General features: G+C 56.8%; 16 protein-coding genes. 1 reads left to right on the forward strand and 15 read right to left on the reverse strand.

Features of this window, described 5'->3' with window-relative positions; translation table 11 throughout:
- Nucleotides 1-9 precede the first annotated feature (9 nt).
- From HY795_03565 to HY795_03620, 12 genes are all read right to left on the reverse strand, one after another.
- A complete protein-coding gene (locus HY795_03565) occupies nt 10-783 on the reverse strand; it encodes a class I SAM-dependent methyltransferase (protein ID MBI4804293.1) in 774 nt (257 codons plus the stop codon).
- Nucleotides 784-844: 61 nt separating this feature from the next.
- Nucleotides 845-1,771, reverse strand: a complete 927-nt coding sequence (locus HY795_03570; GenBank protein ID MBI4804294.1) for a transketolase — start codon at nt 1,769-1,771, stop codon at nt 845-847.
- 16 nt (nt 1,772-1,787) lie between these two features.
- Nucleotides 1,788-2,594: a transketolase gene (locus HY795_03575; GenBank protein ID MBI4804295.1), complete on the reverse strand. Its 807-nt coding sequence runs from the start codon at nt 2,592-2,594 to the stop codon at nt 1,788-1,790.
- A gap of 12 nt (nt 2,595-2,606) precedes the next feature.
- Entirely contained in the window at nt 2,607-3,632 is a 1,026-nt protein-coding gene (locus tag HY795_03580; protein ID MBI4804296.1) for a hypothetical protein, read from the reverse strand.
- Nucleotides 3,625-4,254: a hypothetical protein gene (locus HY795_03585; protein ID MBI4804297.1), complete on the reverse strand. Its 630-nt coding sequence runs from the start codon at nt 4,252-4,254 to the stop codon at nt 3,625-3,627. The genes HY795_03580 and HY795_03585 overlap by 8 nt, the downstream gene beginning before the upstream one ends.
- A 154-nt stretch (nt 4,255-4,408) precedes the next feature.
- Nucleotides 4,409-5,512, reverse strand: a complete 1,104-nt coding sequence (locus HY795_03590; protein MBI4804298.1) for a radical SAM protein — start codon at nt 5,510-5,512, stop codon at nt 4,409-4,411.
- Between the two features lie 8 nt (nt 5,513-5,520).
- A complete protein-coding gene (locus HY795_03595; protein MBI4804299.1) occupies nt 5,521-6,555 on the reverse strand; it encodes an alpha-ketoacid dehydrogenase subunit beta in 1,035 nt (344 codons plus the stop codon).
- 1 nt (nt 6,556) lies between these two features.
- On the reverse strand, nt 6,557-7,504 hold the full coding sequence (locus tag HY795_03600) for a thiamine pyrophosphate-dependent dehydrogenase E1 component subunit alpha (protein MBI4804300.1): 948 nt from the start codon (nt 7,502-7,504) through the stop codon (nt 6,557-6,559).
- A gap of 66 nt (nt 7,505-7,570) precedes the next feature.
- Nucleotides 7,571-8,659, reverse strand: a complete 1,089-nt coding sequence (locus HY795_03605; GenBank protein ID MBI4804301.1) for a radical SAM protein — start codon at nt 8,657-8,659, stop codon at nt 7,571-7,573.
- Between the two features lie 13 nt (nt 8,660-8,672).
- Entirely contained in the window at nt 8,673-10,217 is a 1,545-nt protein-coding gene (locus HY795_03610) for an adenylyltransferase/cytidyltransferase family protein (GenBank protein MBI4804302.1), read from the reverse strand.
- Nucleotides 10,214-11,200: an SDR family oxidoreductase gene (locus HY795_03615; GenBank protein ID MBI4804303.1), complete on the reverse strand. Its 987-nt coding sequence runs from the start codon at nt 11,198-11,200 to the stop codon at nt 10,214-10,216. The genes HY795_03610 and HY795_03615 overlap by 4 nt, the downstream gene beginning before the upstream one ends.
- A 139-nt stretch (nt 11,201-11,339) precedes the next feature.
- Nucleotides 11,340-12,155, reverse strand: coding sequence for a glycosyltransferase (locus tag HY795_03620; protein MBI4804304.1), 816 nt, complete (start codon nt 12,153-12,155; stop codon nt 11,340-11,342).
- A 230-nt stretch (nt 12,156-12,385) separates the two neighbouring features.
- On the opposite strand from HY795_03620, the gene HY795_03625 reads away from it, so the two are divergent.
- A complete protein-coding gene (locus HY795_03625) occupies nt 12,386-14,173 on the forward strand; it encodes a DUF115 domain-containing protein (GenBank protein ID MBI4804305.1) in 1,788 nt (595 codons plus the stop codon).
- A gap of 13 nt (nt 14,174-14,186) precedes the next feature.
- On the opposite strand, the gene HY795_03630 is transcribed toward HY795_03625, so the two are convergent.
- Genes HY795_03630 through HY795_03640 form a run of 3 tightly spaced genes read right to left on the reverse strand, consistent with a single transcriptional unit; the run spans nt 14,187 to nt 20,574 of the window.
- Nucleotides 14,187-15,164 carry an NAD-dependent epimerase/dehydratase family protein gene (locus HY795_03630; GenBank protein ID MBI4804306.1) on the reverse strand — a complete coding sequence of 326 codons (978 nt, stop codon included), beginning with the start codon at nt 15,162-15,164 and terminating at the stop codon, nt 14,187-14,189.
- Between the two features lie 12 nt (nt 15,165-15,176).
- Complete coding sequence (locus HY795_03635; protein ID MBI4804307.1) at nt 15,177-17,120, reverse strand: hypothetical protein; 1,944 nt, start codon at nt 17,118-17,120, stop codon at nt 15,177-15,179.
- A gap of 40 nt (nt 17,121-17,160) precedes the next feature.
- A complete protein-coding gene (locus HY795_03640) occupies nt 17,161-20,574 on the reverse strand; it encodes a DUF748 domain-containing protein (protein MBI4804308.1) in 3,414 nt (1,137 codons plus the stop codon).
- Nucleotides 20,575-20,648 lie beyond the last annotated feature (74 nt).

A 20,648-nucleotide genomic window follows, 5' to 3' on the forward strand; every position in this document is an offset into this window, starting at 1 on the left:
ACCTGATTCCTACCAGTCCACCACAATGTAACCCGAAGGCACGCTGTGCCAGGCGAATTTGTTGATCCTCGGACGCTTGCCGAACGTCGCCCGGAAATACTCATCCACAGCTTGGGATTCTCCCCCAAAGGTCACCAAAGCGTACTCGTCCAGAATGATCACTCCGCCGGGAACCATGAGCGGCGCAAAGTGCTCGAGTGCCACCTTGGTGGGTTCATAGAGGTCACAGTCGATGTTCAAAAGAGCAATACGCAGTCCCGGACCCTGATCTTCCACGAATCGGGGGATGGTCTGGCACATGTCTCCCTCGACAAACTGGATGCGGTTGATGTGGCGCAAGTGTTTGTCGGCGTTCATGGCCTCCTGGGCTTTGTTCAGAACCCTAGGCACGGTTTCGCCACCGAAAAGCCCACCCGGGACGCGCTCCACTTCCGGAAGCTCCTTTCCATCAGCTTCGGATACTTCGGGGAATCCCTTAAAAGTATCAAAGCCATAGACCACCTTCCGGACATCAGTCGGGCAGAAGATTTCGCAGAGTTTGGCGAATGTGAAGGTGGATGCTCCCCTGAACACTCCCAGATCCACAATAGCCCCAGGAAGCTCGTGCACTTTCTTAAAGAGTTCATAGTGCACGAGAAAACGGGCAAGGTTGTACCGCGGCGTGAACACAGGGAAGTTGCGAAACATTTCAAAGGTGGAAAAACCTGTGGAGCCGAAAAGGTCTTCCAACAATTCACGCTGCTTACGTTCGTTCTCGTGGCGAAGGGAGATGTCGTCTGCCAAAATTAGTCTCCTGGGTTGCTTCAAAGCGCGTTACTGAATCATTCGGGGAGAAAATGATTCACTATATTTCTAGCAATCTCTGGGCCACACGAACAATATTCCCGGGCTCAAGGCCGTAATAAGCCAGAAGATCAGCTTGAGACCCGTATCGGTCTGGAAAGGCGTCGGGGAGGGCGATGCGTTTGAACCGCTTGGGTGTTGAATAATTCGCTTCCGCAAGCACTTCGGCGCAGGCAGAGCCCAGCCCGCCCAGCAGACTGTTCTCTTCCACCGGCACAACAGCCCGGGTCTGCGCTGCCAAGTCCAAAAACAACTCCTGGTCGAAAGGCTTCACGGTTGGAAGATGCAGCACGCTGGATGAAATCCCCATGCCGCTGAGTCTGTCCGCGCTCTCCAGCACGGGCCCCAAGGTCACGCCCGTGGTAACGAACAGAACATCCGCCCCCTCTCTGTAGACGATGCCCTTGCCTATGGAAAAGCCTAGCTCGCGCCGGGTGACCACCGGATCGTAGCCTTTGGCAAGGCGTATGTATATGGGGCCGTCCCACTCCACGCTCTGGAGCATGAAATCTGTCATCTCCTCGGCATCCGCCGGACAGACAACCGCCATCCCGGGCAAAGTCCGCATGAGTGAGATATCCTCAGATGCGATGTGGGTGGGGCCTAGGGGGGCGTATACCAGCCCTCCACCGTTCCCGATGAGGCGCACCCTTGCTCCTTGCATGCAAACATCGACCGCTATTTGCTCGAAAGCCCGCCTGGTCAAAAAGGTGGCTATGGTGTTGACGTAAGGAATTTTGCCATCCAAGGCCATTCCGGCGGCCATCCCAACAACGCACTGCTCGCTGATCCCCTCCATGAAGAAACGCTCTGGAAGCTCCCGGCGGAATTCATCCAGGGTGCCGCTACCCAGATCCGATCCTATAAACACAATGCGTGCATCGGTTTGTGCCAATCGATAGACCATATTGAGGCAGGTCTTGCGCATGATGCTTCCTTGCGGCTCACTCGTTTTCCACAGCCAGCCTGAGGCGCTCCAGATCCTGGTCGGTGAGGGAACTTTTGTGATGCCAAGAGAGGTTGGCTTCAACGAAGTCGATCCCCTTGCCCTTGATGGTGTGGCAGATCAAGGCCGTAGGTTTCCCCGACTCTAGCGGAAGAGAGCTGAAAACGGTCCTCAAGGCGTCATGGTCGTGCCCGGGCACCTCGGCAACCGAAAAACCGAAAGCGCGCCACTTATCCGCGAACGGCTCGAGCTCCACGACCTCCGAAGTGGAGCCGTAGGATTGCTGCTTATTGTAGTCCACAATGACCACGAGGTTGTCTGCCCTGTGTTTTGAAGCACTCAGAGCGGCTTCCCAGACCGATCCCTCGTTGCACTCACCGTCGCCCATGATCACAAACACTCGTGAAGGCCGACCATCTAGCCGAGCAGCCAGTGCATAGCCCAGCCCTAAGGGCAAACCATGGCCAAGGCTCCCGGTAGTAGCCTCCACACCTGGAACCTTGTGGAGCTCAGGATGCCCACCGAGCATGGATCCGTGACGACAAAAGCCATCTAAATCGTCCTTAGTGATAAACCCTTTCTCCTCCAACACTGCGTAGAGGGCCAAACACCCATGCCCTTTGCTCAAGATACAACGGTCCCGGTCAGGCCATAATGGATTATCAGGATCAACACGTAGGACATCATCATAGAGTACTCCGAGGATTTCTATGAGCGAGAGGGCCGGGGCTAGATGCCCCCGGCGGCTGGCGGCCAAAGTCCGCACCACGGACCGACGGAGCTTAGCAGAAAGGTTGCCGAACATAATCCCTGCCTTTTACACCATGTGAGGAGGCAATCCACTTCTTACGAAATGCTCGATGCGCGAATACATTTCCCGGGCCTTAAGCAGTTGCGTATCCAGAATGTCCGCCTCCGGGGTCGTATCACCCAGAAATCTGCGGCGATCTATTCCCCCAGGCAAAAATACGTTTAGAAAAATAATACACCAGGCAAGGCCAAAAAGGGGCAGGAGAGCGTCCAACCTCTCAGGGAAGCCCGGTCGCTCAGGGAAAATTTTTTCAAGCGTATCCACAAATCCGCCTTTTAGCGATTCACTTAAATCCATGCGTGGATGCAGCAGAAAATCCGCGGCTACTTTCGCAGGATCGTCCCAACCGAAGTACTCGAAGTCTAAGAAGACCAGGACACCATCCGGACGCTTGATGGCATTATGGAAACCGAAGTCCGAGGGACTTAAAGTACGCCCGTGGTAGGGAAGCAGGCATTGCAGCCCGAAGTGTGGAGCAAGCAGTTCTTCGGCCCTGACTAGATAGCGCTCCAAAGCTGGATCAAAGGATCCGACAAGCAAGTCGGCAAGTCTCTTCTCCGGATGATGTGACAACCGAGAGCGTCGACAACGCAGGTTTGCAGCGATATCCGGCAAACTGAAAAACGCCTCGGACGCCGGTCCCGCTTCGTGCCCAAGAGGGCCAACTCCGAGATTTTTGAGTAATCGCAAGAAGGAGCAAAATTGCTCTACGTCGGATGGTTCAATGCAGTTTTCGACTTTACATCCTTCAACGAAGCAGTAGAGAGCACAACCCAACTCGCGGTTGGCTGCTACAGGTCGGGGAACCAACTCCACTCCAGCCACCCACAACCGCTCGAATGCCCCATACTCAACCGTCAGCCTGTCCCGGCTGTCTCCAGGTAAGTTCCTGTAAACTTTGAGAGTAAAGGTGCGACCGTCAAGACACGTAGCCTTGAGCACTCTACTGTTGCCAACACCTTCCAGTAGCTCCAAGGAATATGGCGAGCCGATCGTGCGGGTGGCCCAGTTCAGGACCGCGCCATCAACCATCGACCGCCCCCCTGAGAATAGTATCCGCAATCCGGGCCCAGTCCCGACAAAGAATGCCTTTGAACGCTTCAGGAGCTTCACCCTCGGGCATGAAGAGCACCTGCTTGACCCCGAGCGGAAAGGAAGGATTCAGGAACACCTCAGGCAGATCGTCCACGAAAACAGTGCAGCCAAGACTTGCGATCCTAACAGCCTTTTCCTCGCGAGTGGATTCAAAGAAAACTCTCTCAGGAGAAAGCGGCGATCCATTTCCCAGGAGGCCATTTTCGGTCATGAAGTCCAACGCGGCTTGACGCAGGTTGAAGCTCTGCCCCCGGTAAGATGCGGTTGGGGTTTTGTGGCTGACCACATAGACAGGCAATCCCAGGCTTCCCAGACGGAAAAGCAACTCCCGTACCCCTTGGTGGATGGACGCCCTGGCGATATCCCTGCCATAAACCCTAGCCTGAAGAGAACGCCAGGATATCTCACCGCCAACCTTGCCCTGAATCGCGGCCCGTATCGCTGATTTTGAGGCACCAGTCCCAGTGGTCAACAGTCTTTCTTCAACTGCTGATTCCAGAAACAGCGATCCATAATCCACCAACGTGTTGTCGAAGTCAAAACCAACAATGCACTTCATTTGACATCTCCGCTGATCGTGCTGCAGAGGATCGGGATAGAGATACCATCAGGGCAAACGGACAGACTAAAGTGCAACGCAAATCCGCATACACCTGCCATGAATGTGTACATTGTAATCATATTATTGCTTCACAATATCTTCTTCTGCTCTTTCAAATAAAATTAACGTGCATTGGTGGTTCATCTTTAGATGGCATTACAGCACCTTCATAACGCACTATGCTCTCCAATGCTTCGTTAACCTTGTGCTGCAGACATAATGTCCCGCACATGGTACGGGCGTCGAATTTCTCTGAGGCTATCATGTTCATAACTTCCCAGTAGCGATCGCTCTGCCAGATTTCCTTGAAAGATTTATCCGCAATATTGCCGATATGATATTTTTTATACCGACTGTTAAACAACATGCCGCAAGGAGCTACCAGACCGGATCCGGAAAGTTGCAAAATAAACGGTGGGCCATAGCATTGTCTGTAGGTCCGCTTACCCTGACTCATCAGCTTAGACCATTTGGCTCGCACATGGTAAGCCGGACCCGACATGGATTCCGCCTGGAGCAGAAGATCAGAAAGTTGTTCGTAGGATGAATAGTCCACCCCTAGTTGCCCTTTCTCGTCGTCTGAGCAGTGTTTTATTACCAGATAATCAACGCCGAGTTCCTCACCCAGCCTCGCCAATGGCAATATCTGGTCCGCAAACTGGGGCATGAGAACCATCTGGAGTCCAAGTGTCACCGGCAGCCTTTCTGCTTTCTTCAAGGCAACGGCTTCACGAATCGTTCCCACAACCCTGTGAAAGCATTTCTCCGAAACACCGTGAATGCTTGCATACTGCGTCGGCTCACCGGCTGAAATATTAAAGCGCAGGTAGGTGAGCGCAGGAAGAATTTCGGGCAACAGCTCGTGATTGAGCAAGTAACCATTCGTCCCGAGAGCCATGTCCAACCCAACGGCCTTGCCATGGGTTATCGCCTCGCTAAGATAGGGACTGCAGGTTGACTCGCCGTCACTGACCAGGCTCACAGCCTTGACTCCGATCTCAGCGGCATCATCAAGAAAACTGAGAACTACTTCGCGAGTTATGTGTTTTTCGTCATTCTGCTGAAGTTTCCCGTAGCAATAGATACATTTATACGTGCAGCGCCTGGTGAGAGCCCAATCTATTGTGATGGGGGCGATGCGTTCCCCCCTGAGCCAAGCTTGAACTCGGTCCGCGTGCCAGGCCAATTTGTGACCGTCTAGTATGAGCTCGCCCATGTTTACGTCTAGGCCAGCGTCTCGCGCACTGCTTGTTTAATGGCTTCCGCTCCAGGATAGTAGGCCTGTTCCAGAACAGGACTGGCCGGTGTCGGCGCGTCAGGAAACGCTACCCGCTTAAGCGGAGCCTTGAGGGCGAGTGGAATACGCTCGGCAACTAAGCACCCGATCTCGGCACATGCTCCTCCGGTCCGAGATGCCACATCAGCCACCACGAGCCTGCCGGTCTTACTCAACGATTCAAGGATGGTATCAGCATCCAAGGGAGCAATCGTCCTGGGATCAACAACCTCCACACTGACGCCTTCCTGCTCAAGATCACGGGCAGCTTTCAGGGCCTCCAGCACCATGTAGGACAGCGCCACAACCGTGACGTCCGTGCCCGGATTTCGAATCAACGCCTGCCCCAAGGGAACAGAATAAAGCCCTTCCGGTACGAAACCTATTGTGTTGTAAAGCCAGCGATGCTCGCAAACCAAAACGGGATTCTCGTCTTCCACTGCGGCGATGAGCATTCCTTTGGCGTCATAGGGCGTTGCGGGCAAGGCAATCCGAAGCCCTGGAACATGGAGAAACAACCCGTGCAAGCCCTGGGAATGCTGGCCAGCCGACCCCCATCCTCGGCCGATAATAGAACGCACTACAAGCGGTACCCGGACACTCCCTCCGGTCATGTAATGCCATTTGGCCGCATGATTGATAAGCTGGTCCATGCACATAGGCAAAAAATCCATGCGCATGTGAATGAAAATTGGTCTCATGCCCGCTGTAGCAGCTCCCACAGCAACTCCAGTCATTCCATTCTCAGCTATCGGGATGTCCATCACTCTTGAGGAGCCAAATTCCTGAGCCAATCCTTTAGTAGATCCAAAAACTCCACCTGGATCGTCAATCCCCTCCCCCAAAAGGAATACTCGCGAGTCACTTTCTAAGAGTTGCGCCTGAGCCTCTCGCAGAGCTTCAACATACTTGATGGTACGTTTCCCCTCTTGATGGAAACGTTCCAGATCTTCCTGGTCAACAAGGACTTTTGTCCAAGGCATATTAAGCCCCTGACATATAATAGACGTTACGCATCACTTCCTCGGCATCTGGGAATGTGCTTTCCTGGGCGAAAAGCACCGCGCTGTCCAGAATTGCAGAAACCTCGCGATTAATGCTGTCCATAGTAGGCTCGTCGAGAATACCCTCGCGCATGAGTGTGCTGCGAAAAGCCTCTACAGGACATCGATCCATCCATTCGAGAAGCTCTCCTTTTGGCCTACAACCCTTTTGCCAATCACAGTTTGGCCCCACATGTCCCTGCCAGCGATAGGTGCGGCATTCCAGAAAATAAGGTCCCCTTCCCGCCCGCGCGTGCCTCACTGCCCTCTCTGCTGCTCTGTACACATCCCATACGTTATTTCCGTCTACCACTTCCGCTGGTGAGCCGAAGCTTGCTGCACGGCGGTGAATGTCCTGGTGAGGTTGCCTAGCTTTCAGGGGGGAATTGGTGGCGTAAAAATTGTTCTCGCACACAAAGACCACCGGCAATTCCTTAAGGACAGCGAAATTAAGGCTCTCTTGAAAAGAACCCTCCTCGCTTGCGCCATCACCAAAAAAAACGACAGAAAGCCGTTTTTCCATTCGAAGCTTGGCGGCTAACGCATGTCCAACGCCTATTGGGATTCCCCCTCCAACAATAGCGGAAGTACCCAGAATGCCTCGTTCGGGACATGCAGCGTGCATGGAGCCCCCCTTACCGCGACAGCACCCAGTGACCTTACCGTAGAATTCCGCAAGAAGAAGCTGCGGATCCATTCCTTTAGCCAAACAATGCCCGTGGCTACGATGAGTGCTGGACAGGTAATCATGCGGGGTTAAATGAGCACAAACACCAGCCGCCACTGCTTCCTGGCCGATGCATAAATGAATGGGTGTTTTCATCTCCTGCTGCGGATAAAGACTTATGACCCGTTCCTCGAAACGGCGAATGAAAAGCATCATCCGCATGAGGCTCAGTTTTGTCTCAGAGCATCCATCTTCGGAAATAATAGTTTTCGCCATCGCGATGATTCCTCAGATGAAATTATCGTGCGGGGCAGGGTTTCGCAGACGCCAGAGATACGCATTGATCTTATCCATCCGGCAATTGCTCCGGCACTCGGTGATGTCCAGGTTATGCATCATTTCCAGGGAAATCCGTCTCCTCGCTCCCTCCCAGACCTCGGCGAAGCTATGCTCCTGGATGTTTCCGAGTTTGAACCGCTCGTCGCCAAGGAAGGCGCTGCAGCTGACAAGATCTCCGGTTGAAGAAACATACGCCCAGAAAAAGGGGGTGGAAAAACATGAGGAGTATGCCTTGGCCCGGCTGTAATTCTGCATGGTCGTTGCTCTAAAGACCACGGAGAAACGCTCTGTGGACATGGCATCCAAGCGTTCCTTGAGAGACAGGTGCGGTCCGTAGTCGATGTTTTCATACTGACGGTTGTGGCTTCTCTTGTGCTGCGAGAATGGCTTTACCACCAGGTAGTCGACCCCTATTTCGTCGCGGCAGATTCTGGCCAAGTCCTCCACTTCGTGGACGTTCTCCGGCAGTAACAGGATCTGCACCCCGATGCTCACACCCCATCCATTCGCCTGACGGGCTTCCACTGCCCGGCGGAGATTGGCACGAACCTTGTCAAAATCGCCCTCCGGGCACCTGTGGATGGCCTTATACGTTTCGGGGCTCCCCGCATTACAGCTGACCTTGATCCAACTGACCTTGGACAGGCTGCGCTCCACGAAACGGTCGCCAAGCAGCACCCCGTTGGTGGTGAAGGAGGTGTCGATCCCGGCACTGCTGGCTGCCTCGACCATCTCGTTGATTCTCGTGTTCAGTAGGGGCTCCCCCTCACCAGCGAACATCACACTGCGCACACCCTTCTCGCCCATCTCGGCCAGCCGTTCAACCATGAGCCCCGCGTCCAACTGCTTTGGCGCATACCCCATGTAGTCCAAGGCGCAGAAAGTGCACCGGTGATTGCATGCCCCGATGGGGGATATCTCAACGTACAGGGGATAGATTTTCTTGAGGGCTTCCCAGTCGTCCCCGGCCGCCACCCAGGCGGCCACCCTGTCCGGATGGAGCATCAGCTTGTGCCCGTCGATGGCGAAGGAGTCCATACCGTTCTGGTCCCTACTTTAAAAGCGAAATCAAATGTTTGACCATGGCCGTCTTGTCCATGGAGGTTCTGTTGGACATGGTTCCCACGGCCTGGGCACCAGCAATGTTGGCCATTACGCCCACCATCTCCATTGGCGCGCCAAGACGGGCGAGCAGCGAGACGACCGAGAGCACCGCGTCTCCAGCGCCCACCCTGTCCACGATGTGTCCGGTGAAGGCCGGCACATCGAAAAATCCCTCATCCGCGCTCCATGCGAGGCAGCCCTGTTTACCGCGCGTGATGAGCATACGCGGACAGTGCATCCTCTCGGCAACGCTCGAAACAATGTCGTACAAGGGCCGGACCCGGCTGTGCGCAGCCATGCGAATCTCCTTTTCCGAGATGCATATGAAATCCGCGCGCGGATACTTGTACACCGTGTTGAATCCCATGTTTCCGGCGTTAACCTGGGTATTGAGGGCCAGAAAAGGAGACTTGTCGATGAGCCAGGAGATGCTTGCCTCATCGAACATTCCGTGGCCGTAGTCGGCGGCCACGACCAGATCAATCTCGGAGATCATTTCCGAAAGAACTGAAAGAAGCTTCTTTGAATTCTCCGCACTCTCTTCGCATCCGTTCATGATGTAGACTTCGAAGAGCTTCTGCAGAGGATATGTTTCCACGAAGCGGCGCTTCACTATCGTGGGCGCGTCTGGGAGATAGAGAAAGTGCGGCCGCACCCCATCGCGGAGATTCTCAAGAATCATCTCCTCGTGGCTCTCGCGTTCACCAAGGAAGGTCACCATCTCCACGTTATTGGTGAAAGCGGCCAGATGGTTTGCGATGGCGAGAATGCCACCGGCAGCGCGTTCTGCCTCGATGAAACGCGCCGCCAGAATGGGCTCCTTCCCCGATTTCCCCAGGGTTTCGCAGTAGTGGTGTTCGTCTATGATGGCCTCACCCAGCGCAAGCACGCGAAGCGACGACGCCTTATCAAGGTATTGTACCACCTCGTCCTGGGAGAACCTGTCGGCGAACCCTCTCAGGTATTCGGCCACGTGGCGTGGGAATGGCGAATAATAGGTATTGATGAGCGATGAGGAACTGAAGACGATATCGTTGGTGAAATGGACCCGCCCGCCAGTGTTTTCTACGGCCTGAGTCTCGTCGACGATCTTCCCCGAGGGATCGTTGGCTGCGTCTTTATACTCTCCCCCCTTGACGTAGATGTCCGGTTTAAGGAGCGCGATGGTCTCTACCGCCGTGGGCCAACGGTTGATCGCCACATAATCGACGCAACCCAGGGCGGCCAGCGCCTCGGCGCGAAGAGTCTGGGTGAAGGCCGGACGATGAGGCCCTTTGTTCACGTGGGAATCGTCAGTCAGGGTCACCACCAGGATGTCCCCAAGTGACTTGGCCTCTTCAAGGTAACGGATATGACCGATATGCAACAGGTCGAAAACGCCGTGACAGTGTACCACCACCCGGCCCTTTCGTGTGCGAGCCAACTCCCCGGCCAGATCGGCCAGATCGAAAATCTTGCTGCTCGCCCGCTGCATCATCGTCCTGCCTTTCATTTGTCGCCTAGGTACCGAAACCAGTCTGCAGTTGCAGTGTGGATGCTCTCGGAATCCCAGACCGGAGCGTCCGCCCAGTCATTGATGCGTTCGATCATGACGCCCACGCCTTTTTCAAAGGATACCGTGGGTTTCCAGCCGAGGTCCCGGACTATGGCCGTAATGTCGGCCCAGGTCACCTCCGGCTCGCCGGGCCGTTTTGGGATGTGAACCTTTCCCCCCCCCAGGAGTTTCACAAGCCGATTGACGGTTTGCGGATTGCCGCTGCCTACGTTGTAGGCCCGCCCGCTCAGGTCCGACCCTGCAGCGCGAACAAAGGCGTCGACCACGTCTGATACAAAGATGAAATCCCGGCGCTGAGAGCCGTCCCCCACAACTGTGAAAGGCTTTCCGGCCAGTTTCTGTGCCAGAAAAACCCCGAAAACCGCTCCGTAGGCCCCGGTGGTCCGAGACCTCGGGCCATAGACATTAAAGAGCCTCAGCGAGAGCACATTCATCCCGTATGTCTGTCCCCAATGCATAACGTATTCCTCACCCACTCGCTTTGTCAGAGCGTAGGGATACATCGGCCTGACGGGGGCATCTTCACCAGTGGGGTAGACGTCCGGAATGCCATAGCACGAGGACGAGGCCGCATAGACGAATCGTTTGGCACCGGCGGTTCTGGCAGCCTCAAGCACGCAGGCTGTCCCATCTGCGTTTGATCTGTGGTAGCGAAGGGGATCCTTGATGGAAGGCACAATGTCCGCCAAACCCGCGAGGTGAAACACCCAATCTGCGCCTTCGAAGGCCTCGGCAAGGCCAGCCTCGTCGGTGACCGAAACGCGGGCTAAGCGCGCTCCCCGCTTCATCGCCGCAGCCAGGTTGCTTTCACGCCCGGTTGAAAGGTCGTCAACTACCACCACTTCATGCCCTTCGCCGATCAGGCGGTCGGCCAAGTGACTCCCGATAAAACCAGCACCACCGGTTATGATCGAACGCACGCAACCTCCAATGTCATTTCAAGCCACATTTCTTCGCAAGCAATTTGCTCATAAGCAAAACCAAGTACACGTAGCGAGACCGTATCACGCCATATCTTCGACGATCCGGACAAGATACTGACGCTTAAAACCATTACTCTCAGCCAGGGACTCTTCCCTCAGCTAAGGCCTTACGCGCTACTCGCACCAAAGATTTTGATTCCTCTAACAGTTTACTCCAGTTGCTCGGGCTATGCACACCCACATTGCGCTGCTCGTGGCTGCGAACTGAGTAAAGTACGCGAGGCACATGCAGGAAGCGTACCCCACCCAAAGCGAACCGGAGGAACTGCTCGTGGTCGTTGGCTAGATAGTCCACATTCATAGGACCGAAGCGGTCCAGCAGGGAACGCCGGTATAGTTTTGAAACTCCGCAAAGGTACCAGTCTGCAAAGCAGGTTGTGAAATCGTAATCGGGCAGGGAAAAGCGACGGAGTATCCGCCCCTGATCATCGATGATGAACATGTCCGAATAGACGAAATCGGCCTTGTCTTCCATGAGAGGAGCAGCCAGTTCGGCAACCATGCGCGGATGGCAGATATCGTCAGAGGCAACATAGGTTGTGTACTCGCCTGTGGCCGCAGCGAAACCCTTGTTGTAGGTCCATGTGGAACCCCGATTGCGCTCGTTGCGCTCCACAATCAGGTCTCGCCCTTCTTGGGGCCAACGCAAATGTTCGGTCCTCAGCAACGTGTCAGTCGCTTCGTCATAACGTGAGGCGTAGGAAGTTCTTTCCGATCGAACGCGGCGAGCATACTCTTCGAGAAACTCGCCTGTCCCATCAGTTGAACAGTCGTCCATAACTATGATTTCTATTCGTGGATATTCCTGAAACCAGATGGAGTCCAGGCAGGCCCCAAGGTACTGTACCTGATTGTACGTAGGCACGATGATCGAAACTTTGGGAAAGTCCATGTTGCGAATCTCCAATTCTTTTACAGTTCGACTGCCTCGGTTGTTCGTCCAACTTGGCGATGCCAACTATCGTATGCCTGCAGTGGATTCAAGTCCATACGACGGAAGTGCTTCCAGTCTGACCCTCAATTCCACATGCAGAACACCTAGCCACCTGTTCCTCTCCATTGGAATGCAGGGAAAGGATTTACTAGTTGCCCTGGCGCGACACTCTGCGTTACTGATTCTTCATGTCATCTCTCGCCATCTTCCAGGAACTGGGTATTCTGGCGATTGGGTCAAGGACTGCGGGATCGGTACCTATCGTAAATGGCCTCCATGTCTTCCACCACCACAGTGCCCTTTGGGATTATTGCGATCCCAAGCTGGCCAACCCTTTCGTTCCAGGTGCCCAAGATTCCGAGGTTTTCGCCACCCTACCACCAGGAACCACCCTGACCGAGGCGATGGCACACAGCCGTTTCCTGGTGTTCATTGGTGCCCGCTCTTCACCAGAGCTGCAGGCTGCCCTCGCTCGGACGGATGGTGTTTGCCTGATTTTCGAGCCAGATTTGGATCAAACTGAGGCTTTTCTATCAGATGCCAAGCCCAGTGAATTAGCCCAAAAGGCAGTCTTTATTATTGGAGGCGATCCCGACTCCCTTGATGTCCCTTTGCTTTCAATGCTGCCGGAGGATGTGTGCCGCCTGGGCTATCCGCTGTTTTTCGTCCTGGACGGCCTGGCTGACGTCCTGCCGAAGTACATCCAGCGCGTGGAGGAGTTGATCGAACTTTTTTACTACCGCAACTTCATCTACCAATTGGACAGCCAGGAGAACGTGCGCGGCCTTCCTTTGCGCCCGATGACCCGCGACTACATCTACGACAGGCTCAAGCACCAGTATGAAAATTTAGAGCCTTGCCTCCGATCTGGGACACTCGAAGACCTTCTTGGCGCCTTCACCGGGCACACGGCCATACTCGTAGCTGCCGGACCGGCCCTCCTGGACTGTTTGAAATTCATTCGTGAGAACCTGGACCGGACAGTCGTTATCGCGGTAAACAATGCCCTCAAGCCTCTTCTTGCAGAGGGTATCGAACCCCACTTTGTGGTCATTAACGACACTTCAGTGGATTCTGAGGTCGGCTTTACCGGGCTTTCCCCGCTCAAAAGAGCCTCCCTCGTGGCCCACTGCCTCTGCGGGACTGGCGACTCGATCTTCCCCAACATTTATTTCTTCGGTAACTTTCCGGGCCAGCCCTTTCCAAAGCGTAAATCACTCCTGCTCCACGGCTCGGTGATCACCACCGCATTCTCCCTGGCCGAATACTTAGGCTGCACAAAGGCCGTCCTCGCCGGTGTCCAACTGGCCTCACCTGACCCAATGACCATGAACTACGCCAAGGGAAGCGCCCATGAGGCACGGTGCTCAGAAGTGGTTGAGACAGATCTGCCAGGACGCTGGCCGCAACTCTATCCAGTAACAACAGCTGACAACAGAACGTTCTACACAACCCTCAATTTTTTCGACGCTGCTCAATGGTTCGCCGATCGTATCCGCATGGCCTCGCTTGAAGTCGTCAACCTCTGTCCAGCCAGCATCCTCAAAGGACCTGGTATTGAGTTTGATCCTTCCCCCCCCCTACCAGAGGCCCCCGGCTTGGCCGCAAAGCTTGCTACCTTGTCACATACTGACATCTCGGCAAGGCGAGGGAAAGTGCTGGATTATTTAAGCAAGGAAATGGCGCGATGGAAGAAGAAGCAACTAGCAGCCAGGGAGGCTGCTAAAAACCTGAACGCAGCCACATCCTTTATAACCGGCTGCGACAACGACAATACTTCATTTATGCTGCAACGTTTTGAAGATTTCGACAATATGCATTTTCATACGACATTCTTTTGTGCTCGTTCTGACAAGGAACGCGCCGACGGCGCCGTCTACTTCCTTGAACGCATGTCGCGGATGTGTACCGCCCTGCTTAAGATTCTCCTTGAGCAGCACCGCAGGATCGCCGCCATGCAAGAGCGCACCGGATAAGCGTACTGGACAGCTAGACGAGATCGGCCCTGTTCTCGCTGAACCAGTCCATGGTGATGCTCAATCCCGCCCGCAAGACCATGTCCGGTTTGAACCCTCCGAGACTTTCCAGCTTGGAAGTATCCGCCAGAGAATGCCTGAGGTCGCCTGCCCGTTCGGGCAGGTAGGTGATGGGCAGCTTTTGCCCGGCAATATCGGCCAAAAGCTCGGCCAGTTCTGTCACCGAAGTGGACAACCCCGTGCCGACGTTGAACACGCCCGCCAGGGGCTTGCGCCCGGAAAGGCCCCCTGCCAGGAGAACGGCTTTGACCGCGTCGTACACGTAGACGAAGTCACGGGTCTGCCCGCCGTCTCCGAATATGGTCAGGGGCTGGCTGTTTAAGACCATGGCCATGAAGCGGCGGACCACCCCGTCATAGGGCCCTGGTTTGCCGCGGGCCGGGCCGTAGAGGTTGAAAAAACGCAGTGCGCACCCGAAGCCGGATTCCTCGATATGCTTGGAGGAAAGATACTTGGACCATCCGTAGGGGCTAACGGGATCCCCGGCCTGATCCTCTCGCACCGGACCGTCCACCGGCCGGCCGTACTCGGCGGCCGAGCCTGCGAAGACGAAGGCCGGCACGCCAAGATCCCGAGCTTCCTGATGCAGAGCCAGTGTGGCCGCATGGTTCACGGCCATGGTTTCCTCAGGATACTCCATGGACCAAGGAACGCTCACCACGGCCGCCATGTGCAATACAGCATCAAAGTTCCCGTGCTTTTCCGAGAGATCGGCCACGACCCCTGGTTCCACGATGGAGCGTTCATGGAAGGAGAAGTCCGGGTGCGCAACAAAGGGAGCCAGATTGGATTGCAGGCCCGAAAAAAAATTGTCCACGCCCACCACCGAGACACCATCGTCGAGCATGGCTTGGCATAGTTTGGACCCCACGTTTCCGGCGACTCCGGTCACGAGGCAGCGGCGTTTTGCGGACGGTTTATTCGAAGACATTCTCGACTCCCTTTATGGATAGTATGCTCTGAAAAGCGACATGAGTTTGGGCCGTTGCACATAGGGTCTTAGCCAAGCCGCGGACAGGGCGGCCGAGCCTTCGATCCACTGCGGTGGTTTGCCCCGGGTTATGCTGAACCCCAGGCTGTTGAGCCATGCCCTGGCCACATCGCCCAGGGTGATTTGCCGAAGTACGGTCGCTCCGGAATCGTCCTGGTCCGGTAGCGAGGCCACCACCCTGGCCTGAGTATTTGTGGGGTCGACCAGAAACCGCCTCAGCGAATCCCGGGCGGTTTCCAGGAGCGCTTCGTAGGCGCTTTCTCCCCAGCCGCTCCCGGACAGCGCTTCGGCGAACGCGAGCACCGTGTCCTGAATATCCCTGGTATGCTCCGCCCCGGCTGGTTCCGCTCCAAGAACAGGGCGGACAGCCTCCCCGTGGCGTTCGTACCCGAGCACCCGGCCGTGTCCGGCCCGGGTAAAGGCACGCGCCATGAGCCTGATGTTGCGGAAGAGCACTGACTCCAGGGAACCAGCTGCCGCCTGGGCGGCTCGTTCCATGAACAACGCGTGGTGCCCTCCGGCCTCCATTCGCCCCAGGCGATGGCTGGCAAGACCGAAATACCACCCTTCGACGTCCACTCCCCGATTGGCCAGCGTTTCCCTCAAAGCCCGCTGGGTGAACAACGTCCACCCCATGTCCGCCACAGCCAGAACATCACAATCCAGCGCCCCCTCCTGCTCCAGGTAGTCCAGCAGGAGCTCCCTGGCCTGAGCCGACTTGCTGGCCAGGAGTCTTCTCGCTCCTGGCGAATCTATGAGCTCCCAGAGATCGTCCAGCCCGCGCTCGTTAAGGGGTTCGTCCGACAGAAGTCCCGGCATTCTGAGCCCGGATGCGCCGAGCAGCTCTTCCGGGCTCAGCGACAGCTTCGCGAGGACGTCAACAGGCCGGCGCGACTGCCCTTCAGCCGTGAGCCAATCCAAATCCGCCCGACTCAGTCCGGCAAGCAGGGAGGCGTTCCAGGCGGACAGCGACCCCATGAGGTATCTGGGTTCTGGCCCGCCCGTCACGGGTCGCAGGATCTGGGCCAGACGGTGCAGAATCTGCCCTTCGCGGGCAAGAAAAAAGAGGCGTTCCACACCTCGACGGTCCGCGTCGGCCATTGCCCAGGCCACGAAGGCCGTCAGAACCGGCGCCACCACCGCAGCCGCGAAGTCGCGAACGGGCCGCATCCCCTCTCCCGGCTCCGAGCGCAGTCTGGCGAGCCTGCTGGCCGCCACCACCCGGGAGCAGTCCGGTGCGCTGGCCCGATGCAGGCTCAACAGGTATTCCTCGTGCGGCGTGAAACGGGCCTCGGGGAATGGGACCACCGAAATTCCTATGGATTTCGGAACCCTCACGTCCAGGACAGGGTCTGAGCCGCAGTGGGTGAGCTCTCCCGGATCTATGGATTCTCCAGCCAAAAGGTGCCTGAAAAGCGAGCCCGTACTTTTTCTCTTGCCGAGTTCCCCGCCGCCATAAACTTCCCCGGCAAAGCCATGGGATTCGAGAAGCCGCCTGAGGGCCGCCCCCGGAAGTATCGAGTCCGTAATGTAAACCACCCGTTCTCCCCGGCGAATGTGTCCCCGCACCCTCTCCAGCATGGCGGGAACGGGCCGGGTGTCGGTCATAGCCAGGTTCAGTTCAGTGGAATAGAGGATTTCGGGATCCAGCTCCCAGGGATTGTTCCTGGGGAAGCGTTCGTACACCATGCCAAGCAATGCCTTTTCCAACCCTGAGCTTTCACGGGCCTCTTCCTCGGCGCGCAGGCGCATGCGAACGAACTCGTGCTGGTCCTCACGATTGACAGGTCCCGGCAGGACTTGGGCAGCCAGGGAGAAAAGCTGGTCCAAAGGGCGGGCATGCATGCGCAGCAGGCAGGTGTCGAAAACAGAGAAGGAGTACACCACGGGGACCATGTAATAACACTACCAAACAAGGTCCCGGGGCGGCAACGGCTCAGTAGCGCAAACGGACGTCCGCTCTGCTGCCCGGTTGGCCTTGGGCCTTGGGGGGAGCCAGATGGTCGCCGGTGACCGTGAAGGTCCTCTCCTGGGATATCTTCCCCTGCCCGGCCAGGAAGGCCAGGATGACGTCCTGGCGTTGCCTGGCAAGCTGTTCCCATTCCTCCTGTGAGGGTTGCGGCGGGGGTGCCTGCTGGGGCTGCCCCTTTTGCGGCTTTCCGGCGGGGCGTGACGCCGCCAGTGTCGCGGAGAAGGCCTGGGATTCCGTGCCTGGATCGACATAGGCCATGATTTCCAGATTAAGACGAGGCCTGTTGGCGATGGCATCTCCCAGAGCCGTCAGGGTTTTCTTGGCTTCAGAGGTGAGTTCGGCTGAGCCCGGAGCGAAAGCCACATAGGCTGATTGTCCTGTCCCCTGGGCAACGTTTAAAAACGCGAAAGGGGAAAAGAGTATCTTGGCGAAGGCTCCGGCCATGGCCGTGGAAATCACGTCGTGCAGATCGGCCTTGGCCTGCGAGATGTCCCCCTTGACCGGGATATCCAGGTCGATGACTCCCTTGCTGTCCGAAAGGAGACTCACTGCCAGGTCCAGAGGCACGTCCTTGCCCCCTGGCAGGGAGGTTTTCCGACCGAGTTGGATACCCACAGCCACGATGTTGTTTTTTAGATCCAGGGTATTGCCGGAGGCCTTGTAGTCGAGTTTCAGTCCGAGCTTGCCCCGGGTGATGGGAAAGCCCGTGAACTTCTGGCTGACCTGGGAGAGTTCTCCCAAATCCATGTTTTCCAAGAGAGCCTTCAGGTCGAGCACTGGAGCGTTCTCCACCCATCCCGCCAGGCCGTCCGCCTTGAACTTTCCGGAATGGCCCAAGCCAAATCCCAAGGAGACCTTGGCAGGACGGTTTGCCCGCACGTCTGAAAGTGTGGCCTTGATGTCCTTAACATGGCCCGTGAACGGAGGATCGAACCCCTGCGCCGCCAGGTCAATCCGGCCTCCCTTTATCTCGACACGGTCCACTGAGTAGAGTGGCGGAGGGTCCTTTTTCCCCTTTGCCGGTTTTGCCGGAGGCGGAGATTCGAAGGGAACAATGGGCTTGCCCTCTTTGTCCAGGACAATGCTCAGCCAGGGGTCATCGATGGTCAGGCTGGATGCCTTCACGTCCAGCGGAGCCAGGGAAAATGATACTCCCTTGGCAAAAAGGCCAGACAAGGCGGCCCACGGTTCCCCTTTGCCGGGCCGGGCCAGTTTGAGATCGGCAATCCCCATATCGCCCTTGAACGTGGCGTTCAGGACATCCTTGCCGACCCACGCGGTCGTCTCCCCGGAAATGCTCGCCATTCCTGACAAGGCCGTTACAGGAAGTTGGGGAACCAACCGAGTCATATCCGCCAGGGGAAAACCCGAGAGAGAGAGCTTCAACGCCAGCGAGGGTTCCTTGAGCCGCACTTCGCCGGAGATCTCGAAGGGAGCCTTGTTGCCTAGCGCTCCTTTGGCAAAAACAACCAGCGGTCTCTCCAGGCTCGTGGAAAACTCCTTCACCCCGAACTCTTCCAGCTCCACCCGCTGTTCAACCTTGGCCATGATATCGCTGTACTCGGCGGCAACCTTCGCAAGGTGTACCTGGTCCACCGCAATGGACCAGGGGGCCTGTCCGCCGTCCTTGGATTCTCCCCGGCCCAAACCGAGATTCTCCAGCGCGGGAAAACGTCCCGCCTCATCTCGGGTCAGCGTCATTGCTCCGTCCGAAAGCGCCACCTGCCCCACATTCAACCGGCGGGCATCCACATCGGCCTGAACGCCTTTGATGCTGAGCGCTCCGGCGCTCAGGAGCGGCTTGCCCTGCCCTTCGGCCATGGCCCGGAGACCATGAATATCCAGATCCGCCTTGATCTTTGGCACCCACCGTCCTTCGCTCTCTCCGAGCGTGTATGCCACTTCATAGGAGGCCGATCCGGCCAATTCGAGCTTCGGCAGCAGACGTTTGAGGGCGGGAAGCGGCTTGGAGAGGTCTATCCCTTCCATGGTGGCGCTTCCTGAAAGCGCGGCGGGGGCAAAGGTCCCCTCGGCGGTGATCGCCAAGCGTTTGAACTTGTCACCGGCGGCTTCAAAGGTCGCGGAGCCGATCCGGCCCGAAGCGGTATCAAGGTCTTTCACCCTGACAAGGATGTCAGAGAGCGTCATGGTGATGCCAAGCCCTTGGTCGTTGAGCTCGGCCCGGCCGTCCTTGAACACCGCCTCGCCCAGGCTCACCTGCGGGCCCTGCCCCCCGGGCTTCTCCGCACCCCTTCCTTCCGGTTCGAGAAGCGCTATCAGATCGATTATGCCCGCCTCGTCGCGATTCACCTTGAGAAACGGCGAGTGGACTTCCACTCGGTCCACCCGGGCGCTTCCGGACTCGAAATCGAAGGAAGCGCCTTGGACCTCCAATGTCGAAAGCCCGGCGACTTCCCGCTCCCCATCCACAAGCGCCGCTCCGGAGAGCTTCACGTTTCCCTCGACCCGCAGTGGGGACGAATCCACTTTCTTGGGGAGCATCATTCTGGCCCAGAGCCCTGCCTCGTTCATTTTAAGATCCACCGGACGCTTCAATGTCAGGAGGTAGGGCGTGTAATGCCTGAAAACCACGTCTTTGACATTCAACCGGGCTTCCACCTCCGGAGCCGGACCGGTGAGATCCGCCTTCACCGTGAGGGCCAGGCTTGATTCGTTCACCAGGCCACCCGTACTGAAAATCTCGCGCAGACCGGCCTGGTCGCTGGCCAGAGAGTCTATGGTGAAATGCAGGTCCTTTATCTCATGGAGGGTGCCGGTAAGGGCGTCGGCGAAGGAAATCGATCCTTGTGCCAAGCGGATGTCGGACAGGGTGAAGCGCAAACCCGGCGGCAACAGCTCGAAGGTCTGGGGTTGCCCCGGCTCTTTCGGGGAGGATTCTCCAAACAGATCCTCAAGGTTAAACCGCCCCTGCTCATCGCGAACCAGACGGAGAACCGGTTGTTCCAGATGGAAGCGGCTGACCGTGAACCTTCTGCCCCAAATAAATGCCATGGGGTCCAGGTTCAACTCCATCCTGGAAAAGGCGGCGAACACGTCGATGCCTGCCTTGTCCATGACCGTAAGGCCCTTGGCCCGGATGTCGAAGGTGAACGGATTGAAGTGAAGCGATTCGACCCTGACCTCCCGGCCCAGATCATGGGACGCCTCTTTGCGAAGATAGCTGGCCGCGAGAGCCGGAACGAGGAGAGCACCGACCAGCGCGGTCAGCACAACACCATGCACCGCGACACACCCCGCGAGCACCATCCGCCGAAACAGTTTCGCCCACCGGGCGTCCGCGGCCAATGCGCCGTGCGTCTCGCGCAACCTTTTTGTTACCGCCTCCAAAACGGACAGGACTTTCGGGCTTAGGGTCATGACCGCACCATAGCACGCAATCGCCGTAAGCGAAAATACCGTAAACCCCGAACTTGCCTTTTTTATGTCCTGCG

This window comes from Desulfovibrio sp., from assembly GCA_016208105.1.
Classification (GTDB): domain Bacteria; phylum Desulfobacterota; class Desulfovibrionia; order Desulfovibrionales; family Desulfovibrionaceae; genus Fundidesulfovibrio.

What these genes read in the sequence shown, in the direction of transcription:
- HY795_03570 (MBI4804294.1), bottom strand. Translation starts at nt 1,771, where the DNA reads ATGCGCAAGACCTGCCTCAATATGGTCTATCGATTGGCACAAACCGAT.
- HY795_03575 (MBI4804295.1), bottom strand. Translation starts at nt 2,594, where the DNA reads ATGTTCGGCAACCTTTCTGCTAAGCTCCGTCGGTCCGTGGTGCGGACT.
- HY795_03580 (MBI4804296.1), bottom strand. Translation starts at nt 3,632, where the DNA reads ATGGTTGATGGCGCGGTCCTGAACTGGGCCACCCGCACGATCGGCTCG.
- HY795_03585 (MBI4804297.1), bottom strand. Translation starts at nt 4,254, where the DNA reads ATGAAGTGCATTGTTGGTTTTGACTTCGACAACACGTTGGTGGATTAT.
- HY795_03590 (MBI4804298.1), bottom strand. Translation starts at nt 5,512, where the DNA reads ATGGGCGAGCTCATACTAGACGGTCACAAATTGGCCTGGCACGCGGAC.
- HY795_03595 (MBI4804299.1), bottom strand. Translation starts at nt 6,555, where the DNA reads ATGCCTTGGACAAAAGTCCTTGTTGACCAGGAAGATCTGGAACGTTTC.
- HY795_03600 (MBI4804300.1), bottom strand. Translation starts at nt 7,504, where the DNA reads ATGCGGATGATGCTTTTCATTCGCCGTTTCGAGGAACGGGTCATAAGT.
- HY795_03605 (MBI4804301.1), bottom strand. Translation starts at nt 8,659, where the DNA reads ATGGACTCCTTCGCCATCGACGGGCACAAGCTGATGCTCCATCCGGAC.
- HY795_03610 (MBI4804302.1), bottom strand. Translation starts at nt 10,217, where the DNA reads ATGAAAGGCAGGACGATGATGCAGCGGGCGAGCAGCAAGATTTTCGAT.
- HY795_03620 (MBI4804304.1), bottom strand. Translation starts at nt 12,155, where the DNA reads ATGGACTTTCCCAAAGTTTCGATCATCGTGCCTACGTACAATCAGGTA.
- HY795_03625 (MBI4804305.1), top strand. Translation starts at nt 12,386, where the DNA reads ATGTCATCTCTCGCCATCTTCCAGGAACTGGGTATTCTGGCGATTGGG.
- HY795_03630 (MBI4804306.1), bottom strand. Translation starts at nt 15,164, where the DNA reads ATGTCTTCGAATAAACCGTCCGCAAAACGCCGCTGCCTCGTGACCGGA.
- HY795_03635 (MBI4804307.1), bottom strand. Translation starts at nt 17,120, where the DNA reads ATGGTCCCCGTGGTGTACTCCTTCTCTGTTTTCGACACCTGCCTGCTG.
- HY795_03640 (MBI4804308.1), bottom strand. Translation starts at nt 20,574, where the DNA reads ATGACCCTAAGCCCGAAAGTCCTGTCCGTTTTGGAGGCGGTAACAAAA.